At 71.2% G+C, this 24,049-nt stretch carries 20 protein-coding genes and 1 tRNA gene; 13 read left to right on the top strand and 8 right to left on the bottom strand.

Annotation, left to right across the window (positions count from 1 at the left end; all coding sequences use genetic code 11):
• Positions 1 to 58 precede the first annotated feature (58 nt).
• From ACFY9S_RS33715 to ACFY9S_RS33705, 3 genes are all read right to left on the bottom strand, one after another.
• The gene (locus tag ACFY9S_RS33715; protein WP_391136129.1) at positions 59 to 379 is read right to left on the bottom strand and encodes an FmdB family zinc ribbon protein; all 321 of its coding nucleotides are present in this window, start codon (positions 377 to 379) and stop codon (positions 59 to 61) included.
• A gap of 67 nt (positions 380 to 446) precedes the next feature.
• Entirely contained in the window at positions 447 to 1,739 is a 1,293-nt protein-coding gene (locus ACFY9S_RS33710) for an MFS transporter (protein WP_391136126.1), read from the bottom strand.
• Positions 1,740 to 2,005: 266 nt separating this feature from the next.
• Complete coding sequence (locus tag ACFY9S_RS33705; RefSeq protein WP_391136171.1) at positions 2,006 to 3,505, bottom strand: potassium/proton antiporter; 1,500 nt, start codon at positions 3,503 to 3,505, stop codon at positions 2,006 to 2,008.
• Positions 3,506 to 3,772: 267 nt separating this feature from the next.
• On the opposite strand from ACFY9S_RS33705, the gene ACFY9S_RS33700 reads away from it, so the two are divergent.
• Positions 3,773 to 6,619, top strand: coding sequence for a penicillin acylase family protein (locus ACFY9S_RS33700; RefSeq protein WP_391136123.1), 2,847 nt, complete (start codon positions 3,773 to 3,775; stop codon positions 6,617 to 6,619).
• 48 nt (positions 6,620 to 6,667) lie between these two features.
• On the opposite strand, the gene ACFY9S_RS33695 is transcribed toward ACFY9S_RS33700, so the two are convergent.
• Positions 6,668 to 7,216: a 5-formyltetrahydrofolate cyclo-ligase gene (locus ACFY9S_RS33695; protein ID WP_391136120.1), complete on the bottom strand. Its 549-nt coding sequence runs from the start codon at positions 7,214 to 7,216 to the stop codon at positions 6,668 to 6,670.
• Positions 7,217 to 7,384: 168 nt separating this feature from the next.
• On the opposite strand from ACFY9S_RS33695, the gene galU reads away from it, so the two are divergent.
• From galU to ACFY9S_RS33660, 7 genes are all read left to right on the top strand, one after another.
• Positions 7,385 to 8,311 (top strand): UTP--glucose-1-phosphate uridylyltransferase GalU, encoded by a 927-nt coding sequence (galU, locus tag ACFY9S_RS33690; RefSeq protein WP_391136117.1) that lies wholly within the window; start codon positions 7,385 to 7,387, stop codon positions 8,309 to 8,311.
• A gap of 4 nt (positions 8,312 to 8,315) precedes the next feature.
• Positions 8,316 to 9,656, top strand: coding sequence for a gephyrin-like molybdotransferase Glp (gene glp / locus ACFY9S_RS33685; protein ID WP_391136114.1), 1,341 nt, complete (start codon positions 8,316 to 8,318; stop codon positions 9,654 to 9,656).
• An 82-nt stretch (positions 9,657 to 9,738) separates the two neighbouring features.
• Positions 9,739 to 10,248, top strand: coding sequence for a cyclic pyranopterin monophosphate synthase MoaC (gene moaC, locus ACFY9S_RS33680; protein ID WP_102909966.1), 510 nt, complete (start codon positions 9,739 to 9,741; stop codon positions 10,246 to 10,248).
• A complete protein-coding gene (locus ACFY9S_RS33675; RefSeq protein ID WP_391136110.1) occupies positions 10,245 to 10,745 on the top strand; it encodes a molybdenum cofactor synthesis domain-containing protein in 501 nt (166 codons plus the stop codon). The genes moaC and ACFY9S_RS33675 overlap by 4 nt, the downstream gene beginning before the upstream one ends.
• Before the next feature lie 23 nt (positions 10,746 to 10,768).
• Positions 10,769 to 11,389 (top strand): GNAT family N-acetyltransferase, encoded by a 621-nt coding sequence (locus ACFY9S_RS33670; protein ID WP_391136168.1) that lies wholly within the window; start codon positions 10,769 to 10,771, stop codon positions 11,387 to 11,389.
• Positions 11,390 to 11,561: 172 nt separating this feature from the next.
• Entirely contained in the window at positions 11,562 to 12,776 is a 1,215-nt protein-coding gene (gene glpR / locus ACFY9S_RS33665; RefSeq protein ID WP_391136107.1) for a gephyrin-like molybdotransferase receptor GlpR, read from the top strand.
• A gap of 83 nt (positions 12,777 to 12,859) precedes the next feature.
• Positions 12,860 to 12,933: transfer RNA gene (locus ACFY9S_RS33660), tRNA-Ala, on the top strand.
• Between the two features lie 132 nt (positions 12,934 to 13,065).
• Here ACFY9S_RS33660 and ACFY9S_RS33655 read toward each other — a convergent pair.
• Positions 13,066 to 13,554 carry a GNAT family N-acetyltransferase gene (locus ACFY9S_RS33655; RefSeq protein WP_391136104.1) on the bottom strand — a complete coding sequence of 163 codons (489 nt, stop codon included), beginning with the start codon at positions 13,552 to 13,554 and terminating at the stop codon, positions 13,066 to 13,068.
• A 60-nt stretch (positions 13,555 to 13,614) separates the two neighbouring features.
• Between ACFY9S_RS33655 and ACFY9S_RS33650 the strand changes: the two genes are divergently transcribed.
• Entirely contained in the window at positions 13,615 to 14,418 is an 804-nt protein-coding gene (locus ACFY9S_RS33650; RefSeq protein ID WP_391136101.1) for an exodeoxyribonuclease III, read from the top strand.
• Between the two features lie 52 nt (positions 14,419 to 14,470).
• On the opposite strand, the gene ACFY9S_RS33645 is transcribed toward ACFY9S_RS33650, so the two are convergent.
• Together ACFY9S_RS33645 and ACFY9S_RS33640 are read right to left on the bottom strand one after the other, a co-directional pair.
• Positions 14,471 to 15,691, bottom strand: coding sequence for a recombinase family protein (locus ACFY9S_RS33645; protein ID WP_391136098.1), 1,221 nt, complete (start codon positions 15,689 to 15,691; stop codon positions 14,471 to 14,473).
• A 254-nt stretch (positions 15,692 to 15,945) separates the two neighbouring features.
• Positions 15,946 to 16,566, bottom strand: coding sequence for a MerR family transcriptional regulator (locus ACFY9S_RS33640; protein WP_391136165.1), 621 nt, complete (start codon positions 16,564 to 16,566; stop codon positions 15,946 to 15,948).
• A gap of 155 nt (positions 16,567 to 16,721) precedes the next feature.
• On the opposite strand from ACFY9S_RS33640, the gene ACFY9S_RS33635 reads away from it, so the two are divergent.
• From ACFY9S_RS33635 to ACFY9S_RS33620, 4 genes are all read left to right on the top strand, one after another.
• A complete protein-coding gene (locus ACFY9S_RS33635; RefSeq protein ID WP_391136095.1) occupies positions 16,722 to 18,248 on the top strand; it encodes an NAD(P)-binding domain-containing protein in 1,527 nt (508 codons plus the stop codon).
• Positions 18,245 to 19,168 (top strand): alpha/beta fold hydrolase, encoded by a 924-nt coding sequence (locus tag ACFY9S_RS33630; RefSeq protein ID WP_391136092.1) that lies wholly within the window; start codon positions 18,245 to 18,247, stop codon positions 19,166 to 19,168. Before ACFY9S_RS33635 ends, ACFY9S_RS33630 begins: the two co-directional genes overlap by 4 nt.
• Entirely contained in the window at positions 19,165 to 20,049 is an 885-nt protein-coding gene (locus ACFY9S_RS33625; protein ID WP_391136089.1) for a short-chain dehydrogenase/reductase, read from the top strand. The genes ACFY9S_RS33630 and ACFY9S_RS33625 overlap by 4 nt, the downstream gene beginning before the upstream one ends.
• 76 nt (positions 20,050 to 20,125) lie before the next feature.
• Positions 20,126 to 20,344 (top strand): hypothetical protein, encoded by a 219-nt coding sequence (locus ACFY9S_RS33620; RefSeq protein ID WP_102909958.1) that lies wholly within the window; start codon positions 20,126 to 20,128, stop codon positions 20,342 to 20,344.
• Between the two features lie 166 nt (positions 20,345 to 20,510).
• Here the strand turns inward: ACFY9S_RS33620 and ACFY9S_RS33615 are convergent, their stop codons facing one another.
• A complete protein-coding gene (locus ACFY9S_RS33615) occupies positions 20,511 to 23,921 on the bottom strand; it encodes a S41 family peptidase (RefSeq protein WP_391136086.1) in 3,411 nt (1,136 codons plus the stop codon).
• Positions 23,922 to 24,049 lie beyond the last annotated feature (128 nt).

Below are 24,049 nucleotides of genomic sequence, written 5' to 3'. Positions count from 1 at the left end.
GCGGAAACGCCGAGGACCCCGTCGCCCGAGGGCGACAGGGTCCCGTAAGAATCAGGCCTTACGCGGCGGTGGTGCTGCTGGAGGAGCTGCCGGTGCTCGACGACGAGCTCGAAGCGGAACTCGACGAGCCCGAGTCGGAGGACGACGAGCCCGAGGACGCGGAACTCGACGACTTCGCCGCCGGGGCGCTGCTCGACGAGGAGCCGCGGCTGTCGTTCCGGTAGAAGCCGGAGCCCTTGAAGACAATGCCGACCGCCGAGAACACCTTCTTCAGGCGGCCCGTGCAGTTGGGGCACTCGGTAAGAGCGTCGTCGGTGAACTTCTGCACCGCCTCGAGGCCCTCGCCGCACTCGGTGCACTGGTACTGATAGGTGGGCACTGTCTTCCTCCTGGCACTCTCACTCGATGAGTGCTAACGACGATCCATAGTGACGTATTCCGGCCGTTCAGTCCACTGCCACCGGCACGCGGTGACCCACGCCACGTGCGACGGTCCGGCCGTTGGTCCGCGCCGCCAGGTGGGACCGCAGTGCCAGGAGGGTCACCAGGGCGAGCACCGTGCCGCCCGTCGGCACCAGGAAACCGGCGCCCGACCAGAAGCGGTCCTCCAGCTGTCCGGCGATTGTGACGGCGGCGGCCTGGCCCAGTGCGACCGCCCCGGTCAGCCAGGTGAAGGCCTCGGTGCGGGCACCGGCCGGGACCAGGCTGTCGACCAGGGTGTAGCCGGTGATCAGGGCGGGCGCGATGCACATGCCGACCAGCAGACCGAGGCCGGCGAGGACCGGCACCGAGTGGGCGGCCCACAGGCCCGACGCGGCCAGGGCGAGCGCCGTGTAGCCGATGACCAGGCGCCGCCGCGGGGCGGCCTTCCAGGCGATCGCGCCGCAGACCACGCCGGAGAGCATGTTGCCCGCGGCGAAGACGCCGTAGAGGACGCCGTTCAGGCCCGGTTCGCCGATCGACTCGGTGAACGCGGCCAGCGAGACCTGCATGCCGCCGAAGACCGTGCCGATGCCCAGGAAGGTCACGATCAGCACGCGTACCCCGGGGACGCGCAGCGCCGAAACGTGCTCCACGCGCGCGTGCCCGCGGGTGGCGACCGAGGGCTGTGTGCTCTTCTGCGCGGCGAACAGCAGACCGCCGACCAGGGTCAGCGAGGCTTCCGTGACGAGTCCGGCGGCGGGGTCGACTGCCGTGCACAGGGCGGTGGCCAGCAGCGGTCCGACCACGAAGGTCAGTTCGTCCGTGACGGACTCGAAGGCCGCGGCGGTGGTCATCAGCGGCGAGTCCTTGAGCTTCACGCCCCAGCGGGCCCGCACCATCGGGCCGACCTGCGGCACGGACGCACCGGTCGGGACGGCCGCCGCGAACACCGCCCACAGGGGCGCGTCCAGCAGCGCGAGCGCCGTCAGCGTCAGACCGGACAGCGCGTGCAGCAGCACCCCGGGGATCAGCACGGTGCGCTGCCCGTAGCGGTCGGCGAGACGGCCGCTGTAGGGCGCGAACAGGGCCATGGAGACACCGGTGACGGCCGCGGCGGCGCCCGCCGCTCCGTACGAGCCGGTGGTGTGCTGCACGAGCAGCACGATGGAGATGGTCAGCATCGCGAACGGCTGGCGTGCCGCGAAGCCGGGGAGCAGGAAGGTCCAGGCGCCGCGGGTGCGCAGCAGCCGGCCGTATCCCGGGCGGGCGGAAGCCGTCGGGTTCTCCGACGCCTTCGAGGTGACCGTGGACGCCACGGCCCGTGCCTTTCTGCCGCCTGGTAGCGCGGCCCCGTAGCGGGCGGCGCCGAGAGCTGTCCTCTTGCGCGGAACTGCGGTAGATGCCGGGGCCCGGGTGAGGAGGGGTGTCCCGACCGCCATACGGTCGCGCCAGCTCTGCGTCAGGCAGAGGTGGTTCGATCTGGGTAACACCTTCATCGTACAGGGATCAAGGGGGTGCGCTCCTGTGAAAGTGAGCACCATGCGCTGTACGCCCTGCAATTCCTAAACCGCGCAAAACGCCCTCAACGGCTCGCCCCGTCCGTGCCCAGCCAGCCGGCCAGCTTGCCGCCGCGCCCCACGGCCCGCAGCCGGCTCTCGGTCGCGTCCCGGACGGGGTCCGTGGCGACCACGAGGAGCTCGTCCCCGCGCTGCAATATCGTCGTCGGCAGCGGAACGAAGGATTCGCCTCCGCGCACGATGAACGTCACGGCCGCGCCGTGCGGCAGCCGCAGTTCGGCCACCTCCACGCCGTGCATCTTCGATTCGCCGGGGATCGCCACGGACAGCAGATGGCCGCGCAGCCGCTCCAGCGGGGCGGACTCGATGCCGAGGTCGGCGGCCTCCGAGCCGTCCCCGAGGTGCAGCTTGCGGCCCAGCCAGGGCAGCGTCGGGCCCTGGACCAGGGTGTAGACGACGACCAGGATGAAGACGATGTTGAAGATCCGGCGGCTGGCGTCGACGCCCTCGACCATGGGGATGGTCGCCAGGATGATGGGCACGGCCCCGCGCAGCCCCGCCCAGGACATCAGGGCCTGCTCCTGCCACGGCACCCGGAACGGCGACAGGCAGAGCACCACGCTCAGCGGTCGCGCCACCATGGTCAGCACCAGCCCGATGGCCAGGGCGGGCACGATGTCGTCACCCAGCTCGTGCGGGGTGACCAGCAGGCCGAGCAGGACGAACATGCCGATCTGGGCCATCCAGCCGAGGCCGTCGGCGAAGCCGCGGGTGGCCGGCCAGTGCGGCAGCCGCGCGTTGCCCATCACCATCGCGGCGAGGTACACCGCGAGGAAGCCGCTGCCGTGGGCGAGCGCGCCGGCCGCGTAGGCCACCACGGCGATCGCCATGACGGCGATCGGATAGAGGCCGGAGGCGGGCAGCGCCACGTGCCTGAGCCCCAACGAGCCCAGCCAGCCCACCGCGAGTCCGATGGCCGCGCCGATCGCCAGCTCCAGCAGGATCACGCCCAGCAGCACGTACCAGTGCTCCGCGGGACCGGCCGTGGACAGGGACACCACGAGGATGACCACCGGGGCGTCGTTGAAGCCGGACTCCGCCTCCAGCGTGCCCGTGACGCGTGCGGGCAGCGGGATCTTGCGCAGCACGGAGAACACGGCCGCCGCGTCGGTCGAGGAGACGACCGCCCCGATGATGAGGGCCTGCCGCCATTCCAGGCCGATCAGGTAGTGCGCGGCCGACGCCGTGACCCCGACGCTCACCGCGACACCGGCCAGCGCCAGTGCCGTGGCGGCCGGCAGGACCGGCTTGACCTCCTTCCACTTCGTGCCAAGACCGCCCTCGGCCAGGATCACGACCAGGGCCGCGTACCCGATGACCTGAGTCAGTTCGGCGTTGTCGAAGTGGATGTCGCCCACGCCGTCCTGGCCCATGGCGACGCCGATCCCCAGGTAGACGAGCAGGCTGGGGAGCCCGCTGCGCGAGGAGATCCGTACCGCCGCGACGGCGATGAGCAGGACGAGCGAGCAGACGAGCAGGAGCTGGTTGAGGTGGTGAACAGTCAGCGGCCGATTCCTTCCCTAGCCGCACGCACGCGCGCGTGGGCTCACGTACATCGCACATGAAGCTGTGGCGCACCGCGCCAACTACTTCGTTACCTTACCTAACTCTTGACGATTTCTTGACACTTCTTGAGGCATGATCGAACGTCCGTCCGTGCCGGTTCCCGACTCCGCGTCAAGGGGCGCTGGGCCCTGCGCCTATCGTTGCTCCAGCGCTCAGTTAAAAGCACAGCCGAACCTGCCGCTCGCGTTAGGACAGCAAGGACAGCGATGCCCCCCAACACCACCGCCTCCACGGGTCAGCAGCCCGGCAAGTCCGGCAGGAGAAAGGGGCGCAAAGCCCGCCTTATCGTGCTCGTCCTGGTGCTGGCCCTCATCGGGGGCGTGGCCTATGGGTCGTACTGGTCCATCAGCACCGTCCGGGCCTCCTTCCCGCAGACCAAGGGCACCCTCACGCTGAAGGGCCTCTCGGGCCCCGTCGAGGTCAAGCGCGACCATTACGGCATCCCGCAGATCTACGCCTCCTCCGACGCGGACCTGTTCATGGCGCAGGGCTACGTCCAGGCGCAGGACCGGTTCTACGAGATGGACGTCCGCCGCCACATGGCCTCCGGGCGCCTGTCGGAGATGTTCGGCAAGAGCCAGGTCGACAACGACGAGTTCCTGCGCACCCTCGGCTGGGACCGGGTCGCCAAGCAGGAGTACGACACCAAGCTGTCGGCCGCCACGAAGAAGTACCTCCAGGCCTACGCCAAGGGAGTCAACTCCTACCTCCAGGGCAAGGACGGCGAGGACATCTCCCTGGAGTACGCGGCGCTGGGCTTCACCAACGACTACAAGCCGCAGGCGTGGACCCCGGTCGACTCGATCTCCTGGCTGAAGGCGATGGCCTGGGACCTGCGCGGCAACATGCAGGACGAGATCGACCGCGCCCTGCTGACCAGCCGCCTCGGCCCGAAGCAGATCGCCGACCTGTACCCGCGGTACCCGTACAGCCGGAACAAGGCCATCGTCCAGGAGGGCCAGTACAACGAGCTGACGAGGGCGTTCGAGCAGGGCGGGACGAACGGCACATCCGGCACGAGCGGTACATCGGGCGCGAACGGCACCGGCGGCACCGCGGGAGCCTCTGCCGGAACGGCGGGCACCCAGGGCACCGCCTCGGGCACGTCCGGCGCGAGCGGCACGGCCTCCGGCGCCTCGGGCACCGCGGGCCTGGACAGCCAGCTCGGCGGCCTCACCAGGGCCCTGGACGACCTCCCGCCGGCCGTCGGCGTGAACGGCGACGGCATCGGCTCCAACTCCTGGGTCGTCGGCGGGGAGTACACCATCACCGGCAAGCCGCTGCTGGCCAACGATCCGCACCTGTCGCCCTCCCTGCCGTCCGTCTGGTACCAGATGGGCCTGCACTGCCGCAGCGTCTCCAGCGCGTGCCAGTACGACGTCAGCGGCTACACCTTCGCCGGCATGCCGGGCGTCATAATCGGTCACAACCAGGACATCTCCTGGGGCATGACCAACTCCGGCGTCGACGTCACGGACCTCTACCTGGAGAAGATCACCGGCAACGGTTACCTGTACGACGGCAAGGTCAAGCCCTTCAAGACGCGCGAGGAGACCATCAAGGTCGCCGGGAGCGAGTCCAAGAAGATCGTCGTACGGCAGACCGAGGACGGGATGCCCCTGCTGTCCGACCGCGACGAGGAGCTCGTGAAGGTCGGCAGGAAGGCCACCGTCGACACCGCCGCACCCGACAGAGGCGACGGCTACGGCGTCGCGCTGCGCTGGACCGCCCTGCAGCCCGGCACCACCATGGACGCCGTCTTCGCCATGGACAAGGCGAAGAACTGGACCGACTTCCGCAAGGCCGCCGCGCAGTTCGAGGTGCCCTCACAGAACCTGATCTACGCCGACACCGAGAACCACATCGGCTACACGCTGCCGGGGAAGATCCCCACGCGCGCGAAGGGCGACGACGGCTCCGTCCCGGCGCCCGGCTGGGATCCGAAGTACCGCTGGACCGGCTACATCCCGCAGGACGCGCTGCCCTACGAGTACGACCCGGAGCGCGGCTACATCGTCACCGCCAACCAGGCCGTGATCGACCCGGACAAGTACCCGTACACGCTCACCGCCGACTGGGGCTACGGCGCGCGCAGCCAGCGGATCACCGACCTGATCCAGTCGAAGATCAAGGACGGCGGCAAGATCTCCACTGACGACATGCGCCAGATGCAGCTGGACAACAGCAGCGAGATCGCCCGGCTGCTGGTGCCCAAGCTGCTGAAGATCGACCCCGAGAACAAGGACGTCCGCGAGGCGCAGAAGCTCCTGGAGGGCTGGGACTACACCCAGGACGCCGACTCCGCGGCGGCGGCCTACTTCAACGCGGTGTGGCGCAACGTCCTCAAGCTCGCCTTCGGCAACAAGCTGCCCAAGGAGCTGCGCCCCAAGGGCCAGTGCCTGTGGGTCGAGCCGGTCAACACCACCGGCCCCGCCGACGAGGCCGAGAAGGTCCGCGAGTGCGGCCAGCGCGATCCCGACAAGGCGCAGCCGGACGGTGGCGACCGCTGGTTCGAGGTGGTGCGGGGGCTCATGAACCAGCCGAAGAGTGACTGGTGGAAGACGCCCAAGGTGAGCAACAGCCGCCCGGGCGCCGTCAACCGCGACCAGCTGCTCAAGCGGGCCATGATCGACGCCCGCTGGGAGCTGACCGCCAAGCTCGGCAAGGACATCGACACCTGGAGCTGGGGCCGGCTGCACCGTCTGTTCCTGAAGAACCAGACCCTCGGCACCGCGGGCCCCGCTTTCATCCAGTACGCCCTCAACCGCGGCCCCTGGGAGCTCGGCGGCGGCGAGGCCACCGTCAACGCGACCGGCTGGAACGCGGCCGGCGGCTACGGGGTGGTGTGGGTGCCGTCCATGCGGATGGTGGTGAACCTCGGCGACCTCGACAAGTCGAAGTGGATCAACCTCACCGGCGCCTCCGGGCACGCCTACAACGCGCACTACGTCGACCAGACCGACAAGTGGGCCGACGGCGAGCTGTTGCCGTGGTCCTTCTCGGACCAGGCGGTCGAGAAGAGCACGGCCGACAAGCTGGTGCTCCGGCCGTGAGCCGGTGAACGAAGGGCCCTCCACGCGCGCGTGGAGGGCCCTTCGGCGTCAGGGCGCCGGCCGGAACCGTCGCACAGCCGACGGTGTCACCACCGCGTCCACCGGCCGGTCGTGCGGCTCCGCGGGGACGCGCTCGACGACCTCGGAGTCGTACAGGAGCACCACCAGGGCGGGATGCGCCCCGGCCCGCTCCAGCCGCGCCAGGACCCGGTCGTACGAGCCGCCGCCGCGCCCGAGCCGCATCCCGCGCGCGTCGACCGCGAGCCCGGGAAGCAGCACGGCGTCGGCGGTGGTCACGGCATCCGGCCCGAGGCGCTCGCCCGCGGGTTCGAAGAGGGCCATCCTGCCGCCGTGTTGCACGCGCGCCAGGGAGCTCCCGCCCTCGTACGCACCCCAGTCCAGGTCGTTGTCGGGCAGCAGGGCCGGCAGCAACACGCGCACGCCCCGGGCGCGCAGCGCGTCCAGGAGCGCGAGCGTCCCGGGTTCGCTCCCCACGGAGACGTACGCCGCCACCGTTCCGGCCCGCGCCAACTCGGGCAGTTCCAGCGCCCGCCCGGCCAGCGCGGCCGACGTTTCCCGCAGGTCATCCGCCGTCAACCTGCTCCTCGCCGCGAGGATCTCGCGCCGCAAACTCCGCTTGTCAGGCTCGCCCGGACGTGCGATAGGCCTCAATGGTTGCTCCCGTACCGTCGCAATACGCTCATATGAGCGCCTATGAACCGGAGCCGCAGATTCCATGCAAAGCCACCGGATAGGGTGGCCGACATGACTCAGTTGCACCCTCGGATCAGCAAGGCTGTCATTCCAGCAGCAGGCCTCGGCACCCGGTTCCTGCCGGCCACCAAAGCCACTCCCAAGGAGATGCTGCCGGTCGTGGACAAGCCCGCGATCCAGTACGTGGTCGAGGAGGCCGTCGCCGCGGGTCTCGACGACGTCCTCATGGTGACGGGCCGCAACAAGCGCCCCCTGGAGGACCACTTCGACCGCAACTACGAGCTGGAATCGGCCCTCCAGAAGAAGGGCGACGCCAGCCGCCTCGCCAAGGTGCAGGAGTCCAGCGACCTCGCGACCATGCACTACGTCCGCCAGGGCGACCCCAAGGGCCTCGGCCACGCCGTCCTGTGCGCCGCCCCGCACGTGGGCGACGAGCCCTTCGCCGTCCTCCTCGGCGACGACCTCATCGACCCCCGCGACCCGCTGCTGCAGCGCATGGTCGAGGTCCAGGAGCAGCGCGGCGGCAGCGTCATCGCGCTCATGGAGGTCGCCCCGGAGCAGATCCACCTCTACGGCTGCGCGGCCGTGGAGACCACCGAGGACAGCGACGTCGTCCAGATCAGCGGCCTGGTCGAGAAGCCCGACCCGGCCGACGCCCCGTCCAACTACGCCATCATCGGCCGCTACGTCCTCGACCCGCACATCTTCGAGATACTGCGCCGGACGGAGCCGGGCCGCGGCGGCGAGATCCAGCTCACCGACGCCCTCCAGCAGCTCGCCGAGACGTATACATCAGCGGCTACCGCCGCGGAGAAGATCGGCGGCCCCGTGCACGGCGTCGTCTTCAAGGGCCGCCGCTATGACACCGGCGACCGCGGGGACTACCTGCGTGCCATTGTCCGACTCGCATGCGAACGTGAAGACCTGGGACCGGACTTCCGGACCTGGCTCCGCAGTTACGTAGCCGAGGAGATGTAGCACGTTGAGCAGCGCCGCGCCCCACGTCACCGGCCAGGACCACTCCGACGCCGACCACCTCTGGTCGGTGGACGAGCACCTGGAGGACATCCTCGCCACCGTCCGGCCCCTGGAACCCATCGAGCTGCACCTGCTCGACGCCCAGGACTGCGTCCTCGTCGAGGACATCACGGTGCCGGTGTCCCTGCCGCCCTTCGACAACAGCTCGATGGACGGATACGCGGTACGGGTCGCGGACGTCGCGGGCGCGAGCGAGGAGTTCCCGGCGGCCCTGGAGGTCGTCGGGGACGTCGCCGCGGGCCAGGCCGAACTGCTCCACGTGGGCCCCGGCCAGGCCGCCCGCATCATGACCGGCGCCCCGCTGCCGCCCGGCGCCGAGACGGTCGTGCCCGTCGAGTGGACCGACGGCGGGCTCGGCGAGGGCCCGGTGCGCGGCATGCGCGCCCGCAGCCTCGGCCCCGAGGGCGCCACCGGGCACGTCCACGTGTACCGCCCGGCCGAGGCCCGCGCACATGTGCGCGCCAAGGGCAGCGACGTGAAGGCCGGCGACCGCGCCCTGGAGGCCGGCACCGTCCTCGGCCCGCCCCAGATCGGCCTGCTCGCCGCGATCGGCCGCGGCACCGTCCGGGTCCGCCCGCGCCCGCGCGTGGTGGTGCTCTCCACCGGCAGCGAACTCGTCCAGCCGGACACGGAACTGGGCACCGGTCAGATCTACGACTCCAACAGCTTCGCCCTCACCGCCGCCGCCCGCGACGCCGGCGCCATCGCCTACCGCGTGGGCGCCGTCGCCGACGACGCCGAGACCCTGCGCTCCACCATCGAGGACCAGCTGGTACGCGCCGACCTGATGGTCACCACCGGCGGAGTGAGCGTCGGCGCGTACGACGTGGTCAAGGAAGCCCTGTCCCACGTCGGCGACGAGGACGAGGCCGGCAGCGGCATCGACTTCCGCAAGCTCGCCATGCAGCCCGGCAAGCCCCAGGGCTTCGGCTCCATCGGCCCCGACCACACCCCGCTGCTGGCCCTGCCCGGCAACCCGGTGTCGTCGTACGTCTCCTTCGAACTTTTCGTCCGCCCCGCGATCCGCACCCTCATGGGCCTGCGGGACGTCCACCGCCCGACGACCCGGGCGACGCTGACCGCCGACAAGGCGCTGACCTCCCCGAAGGGCCGCCGCCAGTTCCTGCGCGCCACCTACGCCGACGGCAAGGTCACCCCGGTCGGCGGCGCCGGATCCCACCTGGTCGCTGCCCTCGCCCACGCGGACGCCCTGATCGCCGTCCCCGAGGACACCGAGTCCGTCGAGCCGGGCGCCGACGTCGAGGTGGTCCTGCTCGGCCGATAGCCGCTGGTTGCGGGTACCGTGTCGCGCACAACAGGCCCGTGCGCCGCACCGCGGCGGGCCCGGACCGGGAGCGCCACACAGCATGAGCACGCAGGACCCACCCCCGCAGGACGGCCCCACGCAGGACCGGCTGACGCACATCGACGCGGCGGGCGCCGCCCGCATGGTCGACGTGTCGGAGAAGGACGTGACCGCGCGCACCGCCCGCGCCAGCGGACGGGTCCTCGTCTCGCCCCGCGTGATCGAGCTGCTGCGCGGCGAGGGCGTCCCCAAGGGCGACGCCCTCGCGACCGCGCGGATCGCCGGGATCATGGGCGCCAAACGCACCCCCGATCTGATCCCGCTCTGTCACCCGTTGTCGGTGTCCGGTGTGAAACTGGACCTGTCGGTCGCGGACGACGCCGTGGAGATCCTGGCAACCGTGAAGACGACGGACCGCACGGGTGTCGAGATGGAGGCCCTCACCGCGGTCTCCGTCGCCGCGCTCACCGTGGTCGACATGGTCAAGGCGGTCGACAAGGGAGCGGTCATCACGGACGTACGGGTGGAGGAGAAGACGGGCGGCAAGTCGGGCGACTGGAGCCGGGCATGACGTACCGCGCTCTGGTGGTCACGGCTTCGAACCGGGCCGCCGCCGGGATCTACGAGGACAAGGGCGGCCCGCTGATCTCCGACGGCCTGCAGCGCTTCGGCTTCGAGGTCGACGGCCCGCAGGTCGTCCCCGACGGCGACCCCGTGGAGGCCGCCCTGCGCGCCGGGGTCGACGCCGGCTACGACGTCATCGTCACCACCGGCGGCACGGGCATCTCGCCCACCGACCGCACCCCCGAGGCGACCCGCCGCGTCATCGACCACGAGGTGCCGGGCATCGCCGAGGCCATCCGGGCCTTCGGCCGGGAGAAGGTGCCGACGGCGGCGCTCTCCCGGGGCCTGGCCGGAGTGGCGGGCGGCACGCTGATCGTCAATCTGCCCGGCTCCAGCGGCGGCGTGAAGGACGGCCTCGCCGTCCTGGAGCCGCTGCTCGTCCACGCCGTCGAGCAGCTCCGGGGCGGCGACCACCCCAGACCCGGCACCGGGGGTGCGAGCTGAACAGCCCATCCTGGCCCGTGGAGCTGGTGGACGGCGACATCGTCCTCAGGCCGATAAAGCTGCGCGACCAGCGGGTATGGCGTGAGGTCAACCGGCGCAACCGCGACTGGCTGCGCCCCTGGGAGGCGACGATTCCGCCGCCCACGCCCGGCGGGCCGATGGCGCACCGCCCGACTTTCCGCCAGATGGTCCGCCACCTGCGGTCGGAGGCGAACGCGGGCCGGATGCTGCCCTTCGTCATCGAGTACCAGGGGCGGCTGGTCGGGCAGTTGACGGTCGCCGGGATCACCTGGGGCTCGATGTGCTCGGGCCACGTCGGCTACTGGGTGGACGAGTCGGTGGCCGGCCGCGGTGTGATGCCGACGGCGGTGGCGCTCGTCACCGACCACTGTTTCCGCACCGTCGGACTGCACCGTGTCGAGATCTGCATTCGCCCCGAGAACGGACCCAGCCGCCGGGTCGTGGAGAAACTCGGATTCCGCGAGGAGGGTCTGCGCCCCCGCTATCTCCACATCGACGGGGCCTGGCGCGACCATCTCGTCTTCGCCCTCACGGCGGAGGAGGTGCCGGACGGGTTGCTGAGGCGCTGGCAGCGGGCACGATCGCAGAGTAATCCGGGAATGCGGCACCACCCCGGAAATTGAATAAGTGTTCGAAAATGATCGACTGGTGACCATCTCAGGGCAATGAATTCCCGGCCTGGGCGGTCTGCTGATCGCATCCATCACAAGAAAAGTTCGAAATATCAGCCAGATCGTGCGACACACCGGCTCAATTGGCAGATGGCCTCACGCAAACCCCTCTACGGTGTGAGGCGTGAGCAGCAGCGGCCTCATCTACGCAGTCATCGTCGGGGCCTGGGCCGCCTACTTGGTGCCGATGTGGCTCCGTAGGCAGGACGAGCTGAACGAGGCCCGTCCGACGGAACGCTTCAGCACCGCCATCCGGCTGCTGTCCGGACGGGCGGGAATGGAGCGCCGGTACGCCAAGGACCGGGCGCGCTCCACCGACGAGGGGGAGCAGGGCGCCGACGACCTGGACGCCGCCACCGACTCGGTGGACGTCCGGGCCTTCGCCGTGTCCAAGACCCGGCCCCAGACCCAGGCACCCGTACCGTCGCCCGGCACCGAACAGCCGGCCCGCCCGGCGGCCCCCGAACCCCAGGCCCGCCAGTCGCCCGCACCGCACGCGGCGATGTCCGGACGCCCCCGGGAACGGGTCCCCGCGGCCCGGCGCAGCGCCTCGGCACAGGCGAACGAGGCGGCCGCGGCACGAGCCCGGCGCTCGAAAGTGCTCGCGCGCCGTCGGCGCACCACCACCATGCTGTTCGCCGCCTTCACCCTCGGCGCGATCGTCGCCGCGGTCGGAGGGCTCGCCTTCCTGTGGGCGCCCGGCGTGCCCGCGGTCATGCTCAGCGTCTACATCGCCTACCTGCGCTCCCAGGAGCGCCGCCGCTTCGCCTACCAGATGGACCGCCGCATGGCCGAGGCCGCGGCGCAGCGCCTGCGCGAGCGGAGCCGCCAGCCCCGCCGTCGCGCCCCGGCCGACGAGAGCGACGACCCGGAGGAGGGACCCGAGCCGGTGACCGACCCCGGCCTGTCGGCCCTCGCGGCGGACCGGCGCGCCCTCGTCGAGCAGACCGACCACGCGGAGTGGGTCGACCAGCAGCGCGAGCGGCAGCGCCGGCCCTGCCAGGGCGGCGACAGCTGGGAGCCGGTGCCGGTGCCCCTGCCGACGTACGTGACCGCCCCGGTCGCACCGAGGGCCACCAGTGACGTGGATCTCGGCGCCCCCGACACCTGGAGCTCGGCGCGGTCGAGCTCGGTCACCCCGAATGCGGAGACCGAGTCCGCCGCGGACCGCCCCGGCGAGCCGCAGCCCCCCGCCCAGGACACGGACGACGACGGGGACGGCGACGGACGCAGCGACGCCCGCCGGGCCGCCTCGGCCCGACGGGCCCGCGAGCGCGGCCGCACCCCGCTGTTCGACCAGTACGAGGACGGGGATCGGCCCCGGGCCGCCAACGAATAGGCTCACGAAGCCGCAGGTGACGGCCCCTGGGGAACGGATTTCCAAGCAGGCCGATCGGAGTGCTAAAGTTTCACTCGTTGCAAGGGCCTGTGGCGCAGTCCGGTAGCGCACCTCGTTCGCATCGAGGGGGCCAGGGGTTCAAATCCCCTCAGGTCCACGCAGCTCAGAGCCCCGGTCGGGAAACCGACCGGGGCTCTGACGTGTGTTCAGGGCCTGATCGGTGAGCCGGCGACGCTGGTGGCCCGCGCCGGTGACACGGGCCACAGTGCGGACCGCCGTTGAGCATCCGTCAGCCGGTGGTCCTCAAGTCCTTCGCGAAGCAGCGGCTCGACTCGTACAGGCGGTAGTAGCCGAACTTGGCGCAGGGCTCGTAGCCGCTGGACGTGTACAGGGCTATGGCCTCCGGCTGCTTGGTGCCGGTCTCCAGGACCATGCGGATCCGGCCGGCCGTGCGGGCGTCCTCCTCCAGGGCGGCGAGGATGCGCCGGGCCAGGCCCCTGCCGCGCATGCCGTCGATCACGTACATGCGCTTCAGCTCGGCGTCGCCGTCGAGGTTGCCCTCGTCGTTGATGTCCTGGGCCCGCCAGCCGCCCGAGGCGACGGGGGTGCCGTGCTCGTCGTACGCGATCAGGTAGACGCCGTGGGGCGGGTCGAAGTCCGCGGCGGCCATGGGCGTGGCGTCGCCGTCGTCGCCGTAGCGGACGGCGTACTCGGCCTGGACCTGGTCGTTCAGCTTCATGGCGTCGGGGTGGTCGAAGGAGACCCGGCGTATGTGCATGGCCGCTACCGTATTCGATCCGGAACTGGACCTCGTCCAGCGTGCCGGTATCGTGCCCGGGTGCTCACTGTGACCTCTGTGAATGTGAACGGGCTGCGTGCCGCCGCGAAGAAGGGCTTCGTGGAGTGGCTGGCGGAGACCGAAGCCGATGTGCTGTGCCTCCAGGAGGTGCGCGCCGAGCCGGAGCAGCTGCCCGGGCACGTCCGCGCGCCCGAGGGATGGCATGTCGTGCACGCGCCCGCCGCCGCCAAGGGCCGGGCCGGGGTGTCCCTGTACAGCCGCCGCGAGCCCGACCGGGTGCGGATCGGCTTCGGGTCCGACGAGTTCGACGGCAGCGGGCGGTACGTCGAGGCCGACCTGCCCGGCGTCACCGTCGCCTCCCTCTACCTTCCCTCCGGCGAGGTCGGCACCGAGCGGCAGGACGAGAAGGAACGCTTCATGGGCGAGTTCCTCGCCCATCTGAAGGAGCTGCGGGAGCGTGCCGCCGCCGAGGGGCGCGAAGTGCTCGTCTGCGGCGACTGGAACATCGCCCACCAGCGGGCAGACCTGAAGAACTGGCGCGGCAACCAGAAGAACTCCGGGTTCCTGCCGGAGGAGCGGGAGTGGCTGACCCGGGTCCTCACTCCCGAGGACGGCGGATACGTCGACGTCGTCCGCGCGCTCCACCCGGACACCGAGGGGCCGTATTCGTGGTGGTCGTATCGAGGGCGGGCTTTCGAGAACGATTCGGGTTGGAGGATCGATCTCCACGTGGCCACCCCCGGGCTAGCCAAGCGGGCGGTCAAGGGCTTCGTGGAGCGTGCGGCCAGCCATGACGAACGGTGGTCGGATCATGCTCCCGTGACGGTCGTCTTCGGAATGTGACATGGGTGGGGGTGCCAGACATCTGGCGTTCCCCCACATGTCGCAGGGCAGATCAAGTACGAGACTCGATCGTGAAGGTCAGGCGTGAAGTATCGGGTCCGGTCAGTCGCTTCGGTCCGCCGCCCGACCGCCCCTTGACGACTATGACGCGGACTCCGTCCTTGAGGAGCTGCCCCCGAGTCACCTCCCCGTCCGTGGCGAACGCCTCGCGATAGTGGCTGACGGTGTACTCGTTGAGCCAGTCGGCGCGGATGCCGGCGGGAGCAGTGCAGGTCGTGCCCCGGGCAGAAGCACGGCAGACGTAGTCGCCGTATGCACACGCCTTTCGTGCGGCGAAGTACATGCGGCCACCGCACCCGGCGCAGTGCGCGACCCCAATCAGCAGCGCCGTCTCCCGGCGCTTGCGGCGAGGGCCGTTCGAGCGGGCCTTGAGGGTGTCCTGGAGCGCCTGAAACTCCTCTTCGCTCAGCAGCGGAGGACCGATCAGTACCGGTGAGCCGTCAGCGTTGCGGACTGTCTTCCCCTTGTGCACACGGTGGCCCATCAGCGCCGGGGTCCGAAGGATCTTGCACAGGCTGCCTGCTGTCCAGCGGTACCGCTCGAAGTCGCGTCCGTGGCGCCGCCCACCCGTGGGGCGTCCCTGAAGGTATGCATGGCGATCACGTGGCACCAGGACGCCCGCGATCTCGAGTTCGTGAGCGATGGCGACGAGGGACCGTCCCGAGTGGACACCGTTCACGATCGCGCGGACCACGGTGACGGTTTCGGGGTCAGGTACGAGACTCCATCCGACGCCGGAGGCGTGCGGTGACTTCTTGTACCCGAATGGCACCAGGCCGCCGCCGTATCGGCCTGCGGCGCGCAGCACTTCGTGAGCGCTGGTGAGACGGGCAGAAATGGCGCGCGCTTCTTGCTCCGCTGCGTGGGCCAGATCCATGCAACGGCGGACAGCGTCGCCAGCGGCCTGCGGAGTGATCACCAGCGGCCGATGCTCCTCAGGCATTCCGAAGACGAGTGTGATGGAGTTCCGCCGACTCCACTCGATCAACTCGGACATGTGGAGCACCGATCGTACGGCGCGATCCACATGCGACCACACGATGGCTTCATACGCGTCCGGGCGCTGGAGCCAGGACGACAGGGAGGGCCTCTCGAAGGGGGACAGAAGGCGTGCGGACACCCCGAGGTCAGAGGCTTCGGCGATCAGCGTGAAACCCAGTTGTCGGGCACACAACTGGATCGAGGTGCGCTGCCTGGTGGGCGAGGTGGTCACTGCTGTCAGGCAGCTGAGGCGCACGGCTCCGAGAGCTCGCAGATTTTCGATCGGAGTCGAAGCCGGTCGGGATGGCTGCGACGCTCCTCGTAAGTGTCGGCCACACCCCGGGACTGGTCGCACAGTCGCCGGGGCCTTTTCGATCTCACTCTGGGAGTGCGAACGTGGTTTCGTCGGTGCTTTCCTAGAAGCTGCCTCGATTGGGTGAATCCCTCTGCACGGCTGGATATTTGAGGCGTGATGGTCCTCGACGGCTAGTCCTGTCTGTGCATCCTGCGGTCCAGCGCCAGGGACAGTTCCGCCTCCACCACGCTCCGGGCCAGTGGGCGCAGGCGGGGCAGGTCCTCGGGGGAGGCGTGGCGGAGGACCAGGGTGGTGAAGAGTTCGGCGAGGGCGTCGGCGTGGATGCGGACCTGTTGGGCGGCGGCGAGGACCTCCGCGAGGGGGATGCCCTCGTGGACCAGGGCCGAGGAGACGTCCAGGAGGCGGCGGCTGACGTGGACGATCTCTCCGCCGTCGGTGCCGAGGTAGCCGAGTTCCATCGCGGCGGCGAGGTTCTCCGGTGTGGCCTCGCCGGCGAAGTGGTCGGCGAGTTCCTCGGGGGTGAGGTGGACCGGCTCCTCCTCGGTGGGGCCGCCGACGCCCAGCAGGTCGCCGACGTCGCGGCCGTGGTCGAAGGCCTCCGCCAGTTCCGCGATGCCGCTGAGGGTGTGGCCGCGCTCCAGCAGGGCCGTGATCGTGCGCAGCCGGGCCAGGTGCTGGTCGTCGTACCAGGCGATGCGGCCCTCGCGGCGTGGTGGCGGGATCAGCTTGCGTTCGCGGTAGAAACGCAGGGTGCGCACTGTGATCCCGGCGAGGCGGGCCAGCTCTTCCATGCGGTATTCACGCTTCTCGGCCACCTGGGCACCTTAAGGCGTACCAGGGGTAACTTTCCTCGCCCCGCCCCCTACCCATCAGTACGCAGCTGCCCTACGCTCCCATTGCGCCAGTGTTCACTGGCATGGTTCTGGTGGTGTGTGGAGGTGTCGGCATGGGCGAGCGCGAACACGAGCATGTGCGGGTCGCGGTGGTCGGGTCCGGGTTCGGCGGGCTGGGGGCCGCCGTGCGGCTGCGCCGCGAGGGCGTCACCGACTTCGTCGTCCTGGAGCGGGCGAGCGGTGTCGGCGGCACCTGGCGGGACAACAGCTACCCGGGGTGCCGGTGTGACGTGCCGTCCCATCTGTACTCGTTCTCCTTCGCGCCCAACCCCGACTGGCCGCGCGCCTTCTCGGGACAGGAGCACATCCGCGCCTACCTGGAGCATGTGACGGACGTGTTCCGGCTGCGCCCGCACATCCGCTTCGACTCGGAGGTGAAGCGGATGAGCTGGAACGCCGAGCGGCTGTGCTGGGACATCGAGACCAGCAGCGGAAGCCTGTCGGCGGACATGGTCGTGTCGGCGACCGGGCCGCTGTCGGACCCGAAGATCCCGGACATCCCGGGGCTGGACTCCTTCCCGGGCAAGGTCTTCCACTCGGCCCGCTGGGACCACGACTGCGACCTGCGCGGCAAGCGCGTCGCCATGGTGGGGACCGGGGCCTCGGCCGCCCAGATCGTGCCCGCCGTCCAGCCCGAGGTCTCACGCCTGACGCTGTTCCAGCGCACCCCGCCCTGGGTCATGCCCCGCGTCGACCGGAACATCAGCGACGCCGAGCGGTGGCTGCACCGGCAGCTGCCCTTCACCTCGCAGATCAGGCGCGGGCTGCTGTGGGGCATCCGGGAGTTGCAGGTCCAGGCGTTCACCAAGCATCCGAAGCAGCTCGGCCTCGTCGAGGAGCTGGCCCGGCGCAACATGGCCCGCTCGATCAAGGACCCGGCGCTGCGGGCGAAGCTCACCCCGGACTACCGCATCGGCTGCAAGCGGATCCTGCTGTCCAGCGACTACTACCCGGCGCTCGCGCAGCCCAACGTGGACGTGGTCGCGAGCGGGCTCGCCGAGGTCCGCGGGTCCACCCTGGTCGCGGCCGACGGCAGTGAGGCCGAGGTGGACGCGATCGTCTTCGGCACCGGTTTCCACGTCACCGACATGCCCATCGCCGAGCGGGTCGTGGGCGCCGACGGGCGGACCCTCGCCGAGACCTGGAAGGGCGGCATGGAGGCCCTGCGCGGCGCCTCGGCGGCCGGCTTCCCCAACTGGATGACGATCATCGGGCCCAACACCGGCCTCGGGAACTCCTCGATGATCCTCATGATCGAGTCCCAGCTGAACTACCTGGCCGACTACGTCCGTCAACTGGACGTCCTCGGAGGCCGGGTGGCCCTGGACGCCCGCCCGGACGCGGTGCGCGCCTGGAACCACCGGGTGCAGGAGCGCATGAAGCGCACCGTGTGGAACACCGGCGGCTGCACCAGCTGGTACCTCGACGCGAGCGGCCGCAACACCACCATCTGGCCCGGTACGACCGGCGAGTTCCGGCGGGCGACACGGCGCGTCGACCTCGCGGAGTACGACGTCCTGCGGGCGCCCGCGGCCAGGCAGAGCATCGGGTCGCAGGAGAAGGCCGGGGTGGAAGCGTGAGCCGCCTCCTGCACGTCGACTCCGGCCCCTACGCCCCGCCCGCCCCGGCGCGTGAACTGACCGCAGTCTCGGCCGACGGCGCCCGGCTGCACGTCGAGGTCCATGGGCCCGAGGGCGCGCCCGCCGTCGTCCTGGCCCACGGCTGGACCTGCTCCACCGCGTTCTGGGCGGCGCAGATCCGCGACCTGGCCGCGGACCACCGGGTCATCGCCTTCGACCAGCGCGGACACGGGCGCAGCCCGGCGAGCCCGGCGTGCAGCCCCGAGGCGCTCGCCGACGATCTGGAAGCCGTGCTCCAGGCGACCCTCGCGCCCGGCGAACAGGCTGTGGTCGCCGGGCACTCCATGGGCGGGATGACCGTCATGGCGGCCTCCGCGAGAGCCGCGTTCCGCGCGCACGCGGCGGCGGTCCTGCTGTGCAGCACGGGCAGTTCGCAGCTGGTCGCGGCTTCCACCGTCGTGCCGATGAGGGCGGGGCGGGTGCGGACCTGGCTGACCCGGCGCATCCTCGGCTCCCGTGCCCCGCTCGGGCCGGTCACACCGCTGGCGCGCCGGATCCTCAAGTACGGGACCGTGGGCCCCGGTTCGGCCCCGCACATGATCGAGGCGTGCGCCCGGATCGTGCACGCCTGCCCCCGCAAGGTCCGCTACTCCTGGTCGCAGGTGCTGGATCTGCTGGACCTGGACCACGGCGTGCGGGAGCTGGACGTGCCCACGGCCGTGATCGTCGGGACGGCGGACCGGCTGACGCCGCCGGGGCAGGCCCGGGCTCTGGCCGCCGCGCTGCCGCACTGCACCGGCATCGTCGAACTGCCCGGCATCGGCCACATGACGCCCATCGAGGCGCCTGAACTGGTCACCGACACCATCCGGGAACTCGTCCGCACACACGTCCAGGTCGTATCCGAGGAGAGCGCATGAGCAGGGTGAGCCTTGAGGGGAAGGTCGCCGTGGTGACCGGGGCGGCGCGCGGGGTCGGGGAGTTGCTGGCCCGCAAGCTCTCCGCTCGCGGGGTGAAGGTGGCGCTGGTCGGCCTGGAGCCGGACGGGCTCAAGCAGGTGTCCGGGCGGCTGCACAGCGACAGCGACCACTGGCACGCCGACGTCACCGACCACGAGGCGATGGCCCGGGTCGCCGGTGAGGTCGAGGAGCGCTTCGGGAGGGTCGACATCGTCGTCGCCAACGCCGGTGTCGCGACCGGCGGGCCCTTCGCCGACTCCGACCCGGAGTCCTGGCGCCGGGTGATCGAGGTCAATCTGATCGGCTCGGCGGTGACCGGCCGCGCCTTCCTGCCGTCGCTGCTGCGGAGCCGGGGGTATCTGCTGCAGATCGCGTCCCTCGCCGCGATCACCCCGGCTCCGATGATGACCGCGTACTGCGCGTCCAAGTCGGGCGTGGAGGCGTACGCGCACAGCCTGCGTGCCGAGGTCGGGCACCGGGGCGTGAAGGTGGGCGTCGGGTACCTGTCGTGGACCGACACCGACATGGTGCGCGGGGCCGACCAGGACGACGTCATGCGGGAGTTGAGGCAGCGGCTGCCCTGGCCGTCCAACAAGACCTACCCGCTGGGGCCGGCCGTGGACCGGCTCGTGGAGGGGATCGAGCGCAGGTCGAGCCATGTGTACGGGCAGCGGTGGCTGCGGGGGATGCAGGGCGTGCGCGGTTACCTGCCCGCGGTCATCGGGACGGTGGGCCAGCGCGAGATGCGGCGGTTCGCGGACCGGCTGACGGGCATGCGCACGGGCCTGGTCGGGGCCGGTGGAGCGGCCGACGAGCAGCAGCGCACTACGCTCCGTAAGTGATCGACATGCGTAGCGTCACGGCCCGTGTGAATCTGGACGAGCCAGATCCCCTCACCCCCAACGGGAGTGAACCCACATGGGTATGAAGGACCAGTTCCAGGAGAAGTCCGAGCAGTGGCAGAACCAGGCTCGCCAGAAGGCGGAGCAGGCTCGCGAGCAGGTGCCGGGCCGCGACCGCCGGCGTGACGAGGACATGGACCCCTCGCAGCCGCAGCGCGACCGTGAGCGCACGGAGCCGCAGCGCGACCGTGAGCGCGAGCAGGAGGACCGCTTCGACCAGGACTTCGACGCCTGACGTAGCGTGCTGAGCGGACTGGGGCGCCCCCGTGCGGGACGCCCCTTTCCCGTGTGTCACCTCAGGGCCGGCGTGTGTGAGCTCAGGGCCGGGCGTGTGTGACCTCAAGGCCGGGCGTGTGTGACCTCCGGGCCCGGGCTGTGTGTCACGTCCCGGCCCCGGGCGTTCACGTCCTGGGCGGCAGCTTCGGACGGGAGCGGTCGGGTACGTCGCTGTAGGTCGGCGGCGTCGCCGGCGGGTTGCTCTCCAGCAGTCCGAGCGCCAGCTCCACCGCGTCGGTCAGCTGGGCGTGCCGCCCCTCCGCCCAGTCCAGCGGGGTGCGCAGGACGTCGATGTCGGGGGAGACGCCCTTGTTCTCCACCGACCAGCCGTACGCCTCGAACCAGGCCGCGTTCATCGGCACCGTGATCACCGTGCCGTCGCCCAGCTCGTGGCGGCCGGTCATGCCGACCACTCCTCCCCAGGTGCGCTGCCCCACGACCGGGCCGAGCTTCAGCAGCTTGAACGCGGCGGTGATCATGTCGCCGTCGGAGGAGGTCGCCTCGTCGGCCAGGGCCACCACCGGGCCGCGCGGCGCGTTCGAGGTGTACGACACCGGCTGGGCGTCGCGGGTCAGGTCCCAGCCCAGGATGGTCCGGCTCAGCGTCTCGATGACCAGCTCGCTGATGTGACCGCCGGCGTTGCCGCGCACGTCCACGATCAGGGCGGGCCGGGACACCTCCATGCGCAGATCGCGGTTGAACTGCGCCCAGCCCGAGCCGCCCATGTCGGGGATGTGCAGATAGCCGCAGCGTCCGCCGCTCAACTCGCGTACCACCGCCCGGCGTTTGGCCACCCAGTCCTGGTAGCGCAGCGGCCGCTCGTCGACGAGCGGGACGACGGCGACCCGCCGGGGCGGGCCACCGCCCTCAGCCGGGCTCTTCGCCAAGGCCTCCACCGGGCTCCCGGCCGGGCTCTCCGCCGGGCTCCCGGCCAAGCCCTCCGCCGGGCTCTCCGCCAAGGCCTCCGCCGGGCTCCCGGCCAAGCCCTCCGCCGGGCTCTCCGTCAAGCCCTCCGCCGGGCTCCCGGCCAAGCCCTCCGCCAAGCCCTCCGCCGGGTCGAAGGTCAGCTCCACCGTCGTGCCGCCCGCGCCGGCCAGCAGCGGGTAGGGGCCGGCGTCCGGATCCACCGGGCGGCCGTCCACATGGGTGAGGACCGCGCCCTCCCGGATGCCCGAACCGGCCAGCGGGGAGCGGGCCTTGGAGTCGGAGGAGTCTCCGGGCAGGATCCGCTTCACGGTCCAGCCGCCGTTCCTGCGGACGAAGTTGGCGCCCAGCAGGCCCTGCCGGCGCTGGTAGTGCGGCGGGCCCTCGTTGCGCCGGGCGGCGGTGACGTAGGCGTGGGAGGTGCCCAGTTCGCCGAGGACCTCGCGGAGCAGGTCGGCGAACTCGTCGGGGGAGGCGACCCGTTCGACCAGGGGGCGGTACTGGTCGAGCACCCCGTCCCAGTCGATGCCGCACATGCCCGGATCCCAGAAGTGGGCCCGGATCAGCCGCCCGGCCTCCTCGTACGACTGCCGCCACTCCGCCGCCGGGTCGACCGTGTGCAGGATGCGGCGCGCGTCGATCCACACGGTGGAGTCGCTGTCGCCCTGCTCGGTGGCCGGGACCGCGCGCAGTTCGCCCTCGTCGACGATCACCAGCCGGCTGCCGTCGCCGCTGACCGCGAACCAGTCGAGGTGCTGGGCGAGTTCGGTCTTCCTGGCCTTGGTGATGCCGAAGTGCTCCAGGGTCGGCCGGCCGGTGGTGTCGTCCGGGTTGGCGAACGTCTCGCCGAGGGCGCCCGAGATCGGCCAGCGCAGCCACACCAGCCCGCCGCCCGCCACCGGGTGCAGCGCGGAGTACTTGGAGGCGGCCACCGGGAACGGCGTGACACGGCTCTCCAGCCCCTCGGCCTCGACGGTCACGGCCCCGTTGTCGCCGTTGTCGTCGTCCTCCACCGGGTCCAGGCCCCCGGCGGCCGGGCGGCCCTCCGGGTTCACCGCGAACGGGGAGGGCGTCGCGGAGGACAGCGGTACGAGGTACGGGCGGCAGCCCAGTGGGAAGGACAGGTCGCCGGTGTGCACGTCGTAGACGGGGTCGAAGCCGCGCCAGGACAGGAAGGCGAGGTAGCGGCCGTCGCGCGTGAAGACCGGGTTCTCGTCCTCGAAGCGGCCGTTGGTCACGTCGACGATCAGCCGGTCGGCGAGCCGGGCCATTTTGATCTGCCGCAGGGTCCGCCCGATGCCCGGGTGCGACCAGGTCAGCCATGCCCCGTCCGGTGAGAACGCGAGGTCGTGCACGGGCCCGTTGACCGACCGGATCAGCTCGGTGACCTCCCCGCCGGAGCCCTCCGTGACGTCGACGAGGAGGAGCCGGCCGTCGTGCGAGGCGATCGCCAGCCGCTCGCCCTCCGGGTCCGAGACCAGCTCGCGGACCCGGCCCAGTGCGGCCCGGGCCGGCCGCCGGGGTGCCCGTTCGCCGCTCGCCCGGGGCAGGGAGGCGATCTCGATCGCGTCCTCGCCCTCCGCGTCCGTCACGTACGCCACCCGCCCGCTCGCGCCGAGCATCTCGGGCAGCCGCACCCGGACGCCGGGGGTGTCGGTGAGGGTGCGGGCGGGGCCGTCCCGGTGGGTCAGCCAGTACAGGCTGCCGCGTACCACGACGGCACTGGCCCGCCCGGTCTCGTCGACGGAGAGCCCGTCGACGTGCCGGGAGGCCGCGACCTGGTAAGGGCGCCGGCCCGTCCGCGGCCCGCTCAGCCGTACGTCCAGCCGGCGCGGCCCGGAGCCCGGGGACAGGTCGTCGACGATCCACAGGTCGCCCGCGCACTGGTACACCACCCGGGCGCCGTCGCTCGCGGCGTGCCGGGCGTAGAAGGCATCGTGGTCGGTGTGCCGGCGCAGGCCGGAGCCGTCGTAGGCGATGGAGTAGAGGTTGCCGACGCCCTCGTGGTCGGAGAGGAACGCGATGCGGCCGCCGACGAACATCGGGGAGTGCAGATGGCCGTCGAGGCCTTCGAGGAGCCGTTCGCCGTGCAGCCAGAGCCGGCCGGTGGCGCCGCCGCGGTAGCGCTTCCATGAGGCCGGTTCGTGGGGCGGGGTGCCGGTGAGGAGCAGGGAGGTGCGCTCCCCGGCGACGTCGGCGACCTGGATGTCGGCGACCGGCCCCCAGGGCAGTTTGCGGCCCGGGTCGCCGGCGGGGGAGATCTTGTAGGCCCAGGTGTAGTAGGAGAAGGGTTCGCCGTGCGAGGCCACGGCCAGGATCTCGCCCTCCGGGGTCCAGCCGCAGACGCGGGTGTCGGCGCTGCCCCAGTGGCTCACCTGGCGGCCCGGGCCGCCGTCCACCGGGACGACGTGGACCTCGGGCACCAGGCTGCGCCAGCTCGTGCAGGCGAGGTGGCGGCCGTCGGGCGAGAAGCGGGGGTGGCCCGCCTTGGTGCGGTCGGCGGTGAGCCGCCAGGCCCGGCCGGGGGCGTCGAGCGGGGCGAGCCAGAGGTCGTCCTCGGCCACGAAGCACAGCAGGTCGTCACGGAGGTGTGGCAGACGCAGATAGGTCACGTCCTCATGCTTTGCCGGGGGACGGACCAGGGCAACTCAAGGCATAAGCCTGCCCATGACCCAGCGCACGTACGAAACGGTTTCGTTTTCATGGAGGGTGCGCTATCTTCGTGCTGTACGAAACCGTG

The sequence above is a fragment of the Streptomyces sp. NPDC012474 genome (assembly GCF_042955185.1).
Lineage (GTDB): Bacteria > Actinomycetota > Actinomycetes > Streptomycetales > Streptomycetaceae > Streptomyces > Streptomyces cahuitamycinicus.
The sequence above is the reverse complement of the archived record's forward strand: the minus strand, read 5'-3'. Positions and strand labels throughout refer to the sequence as shown.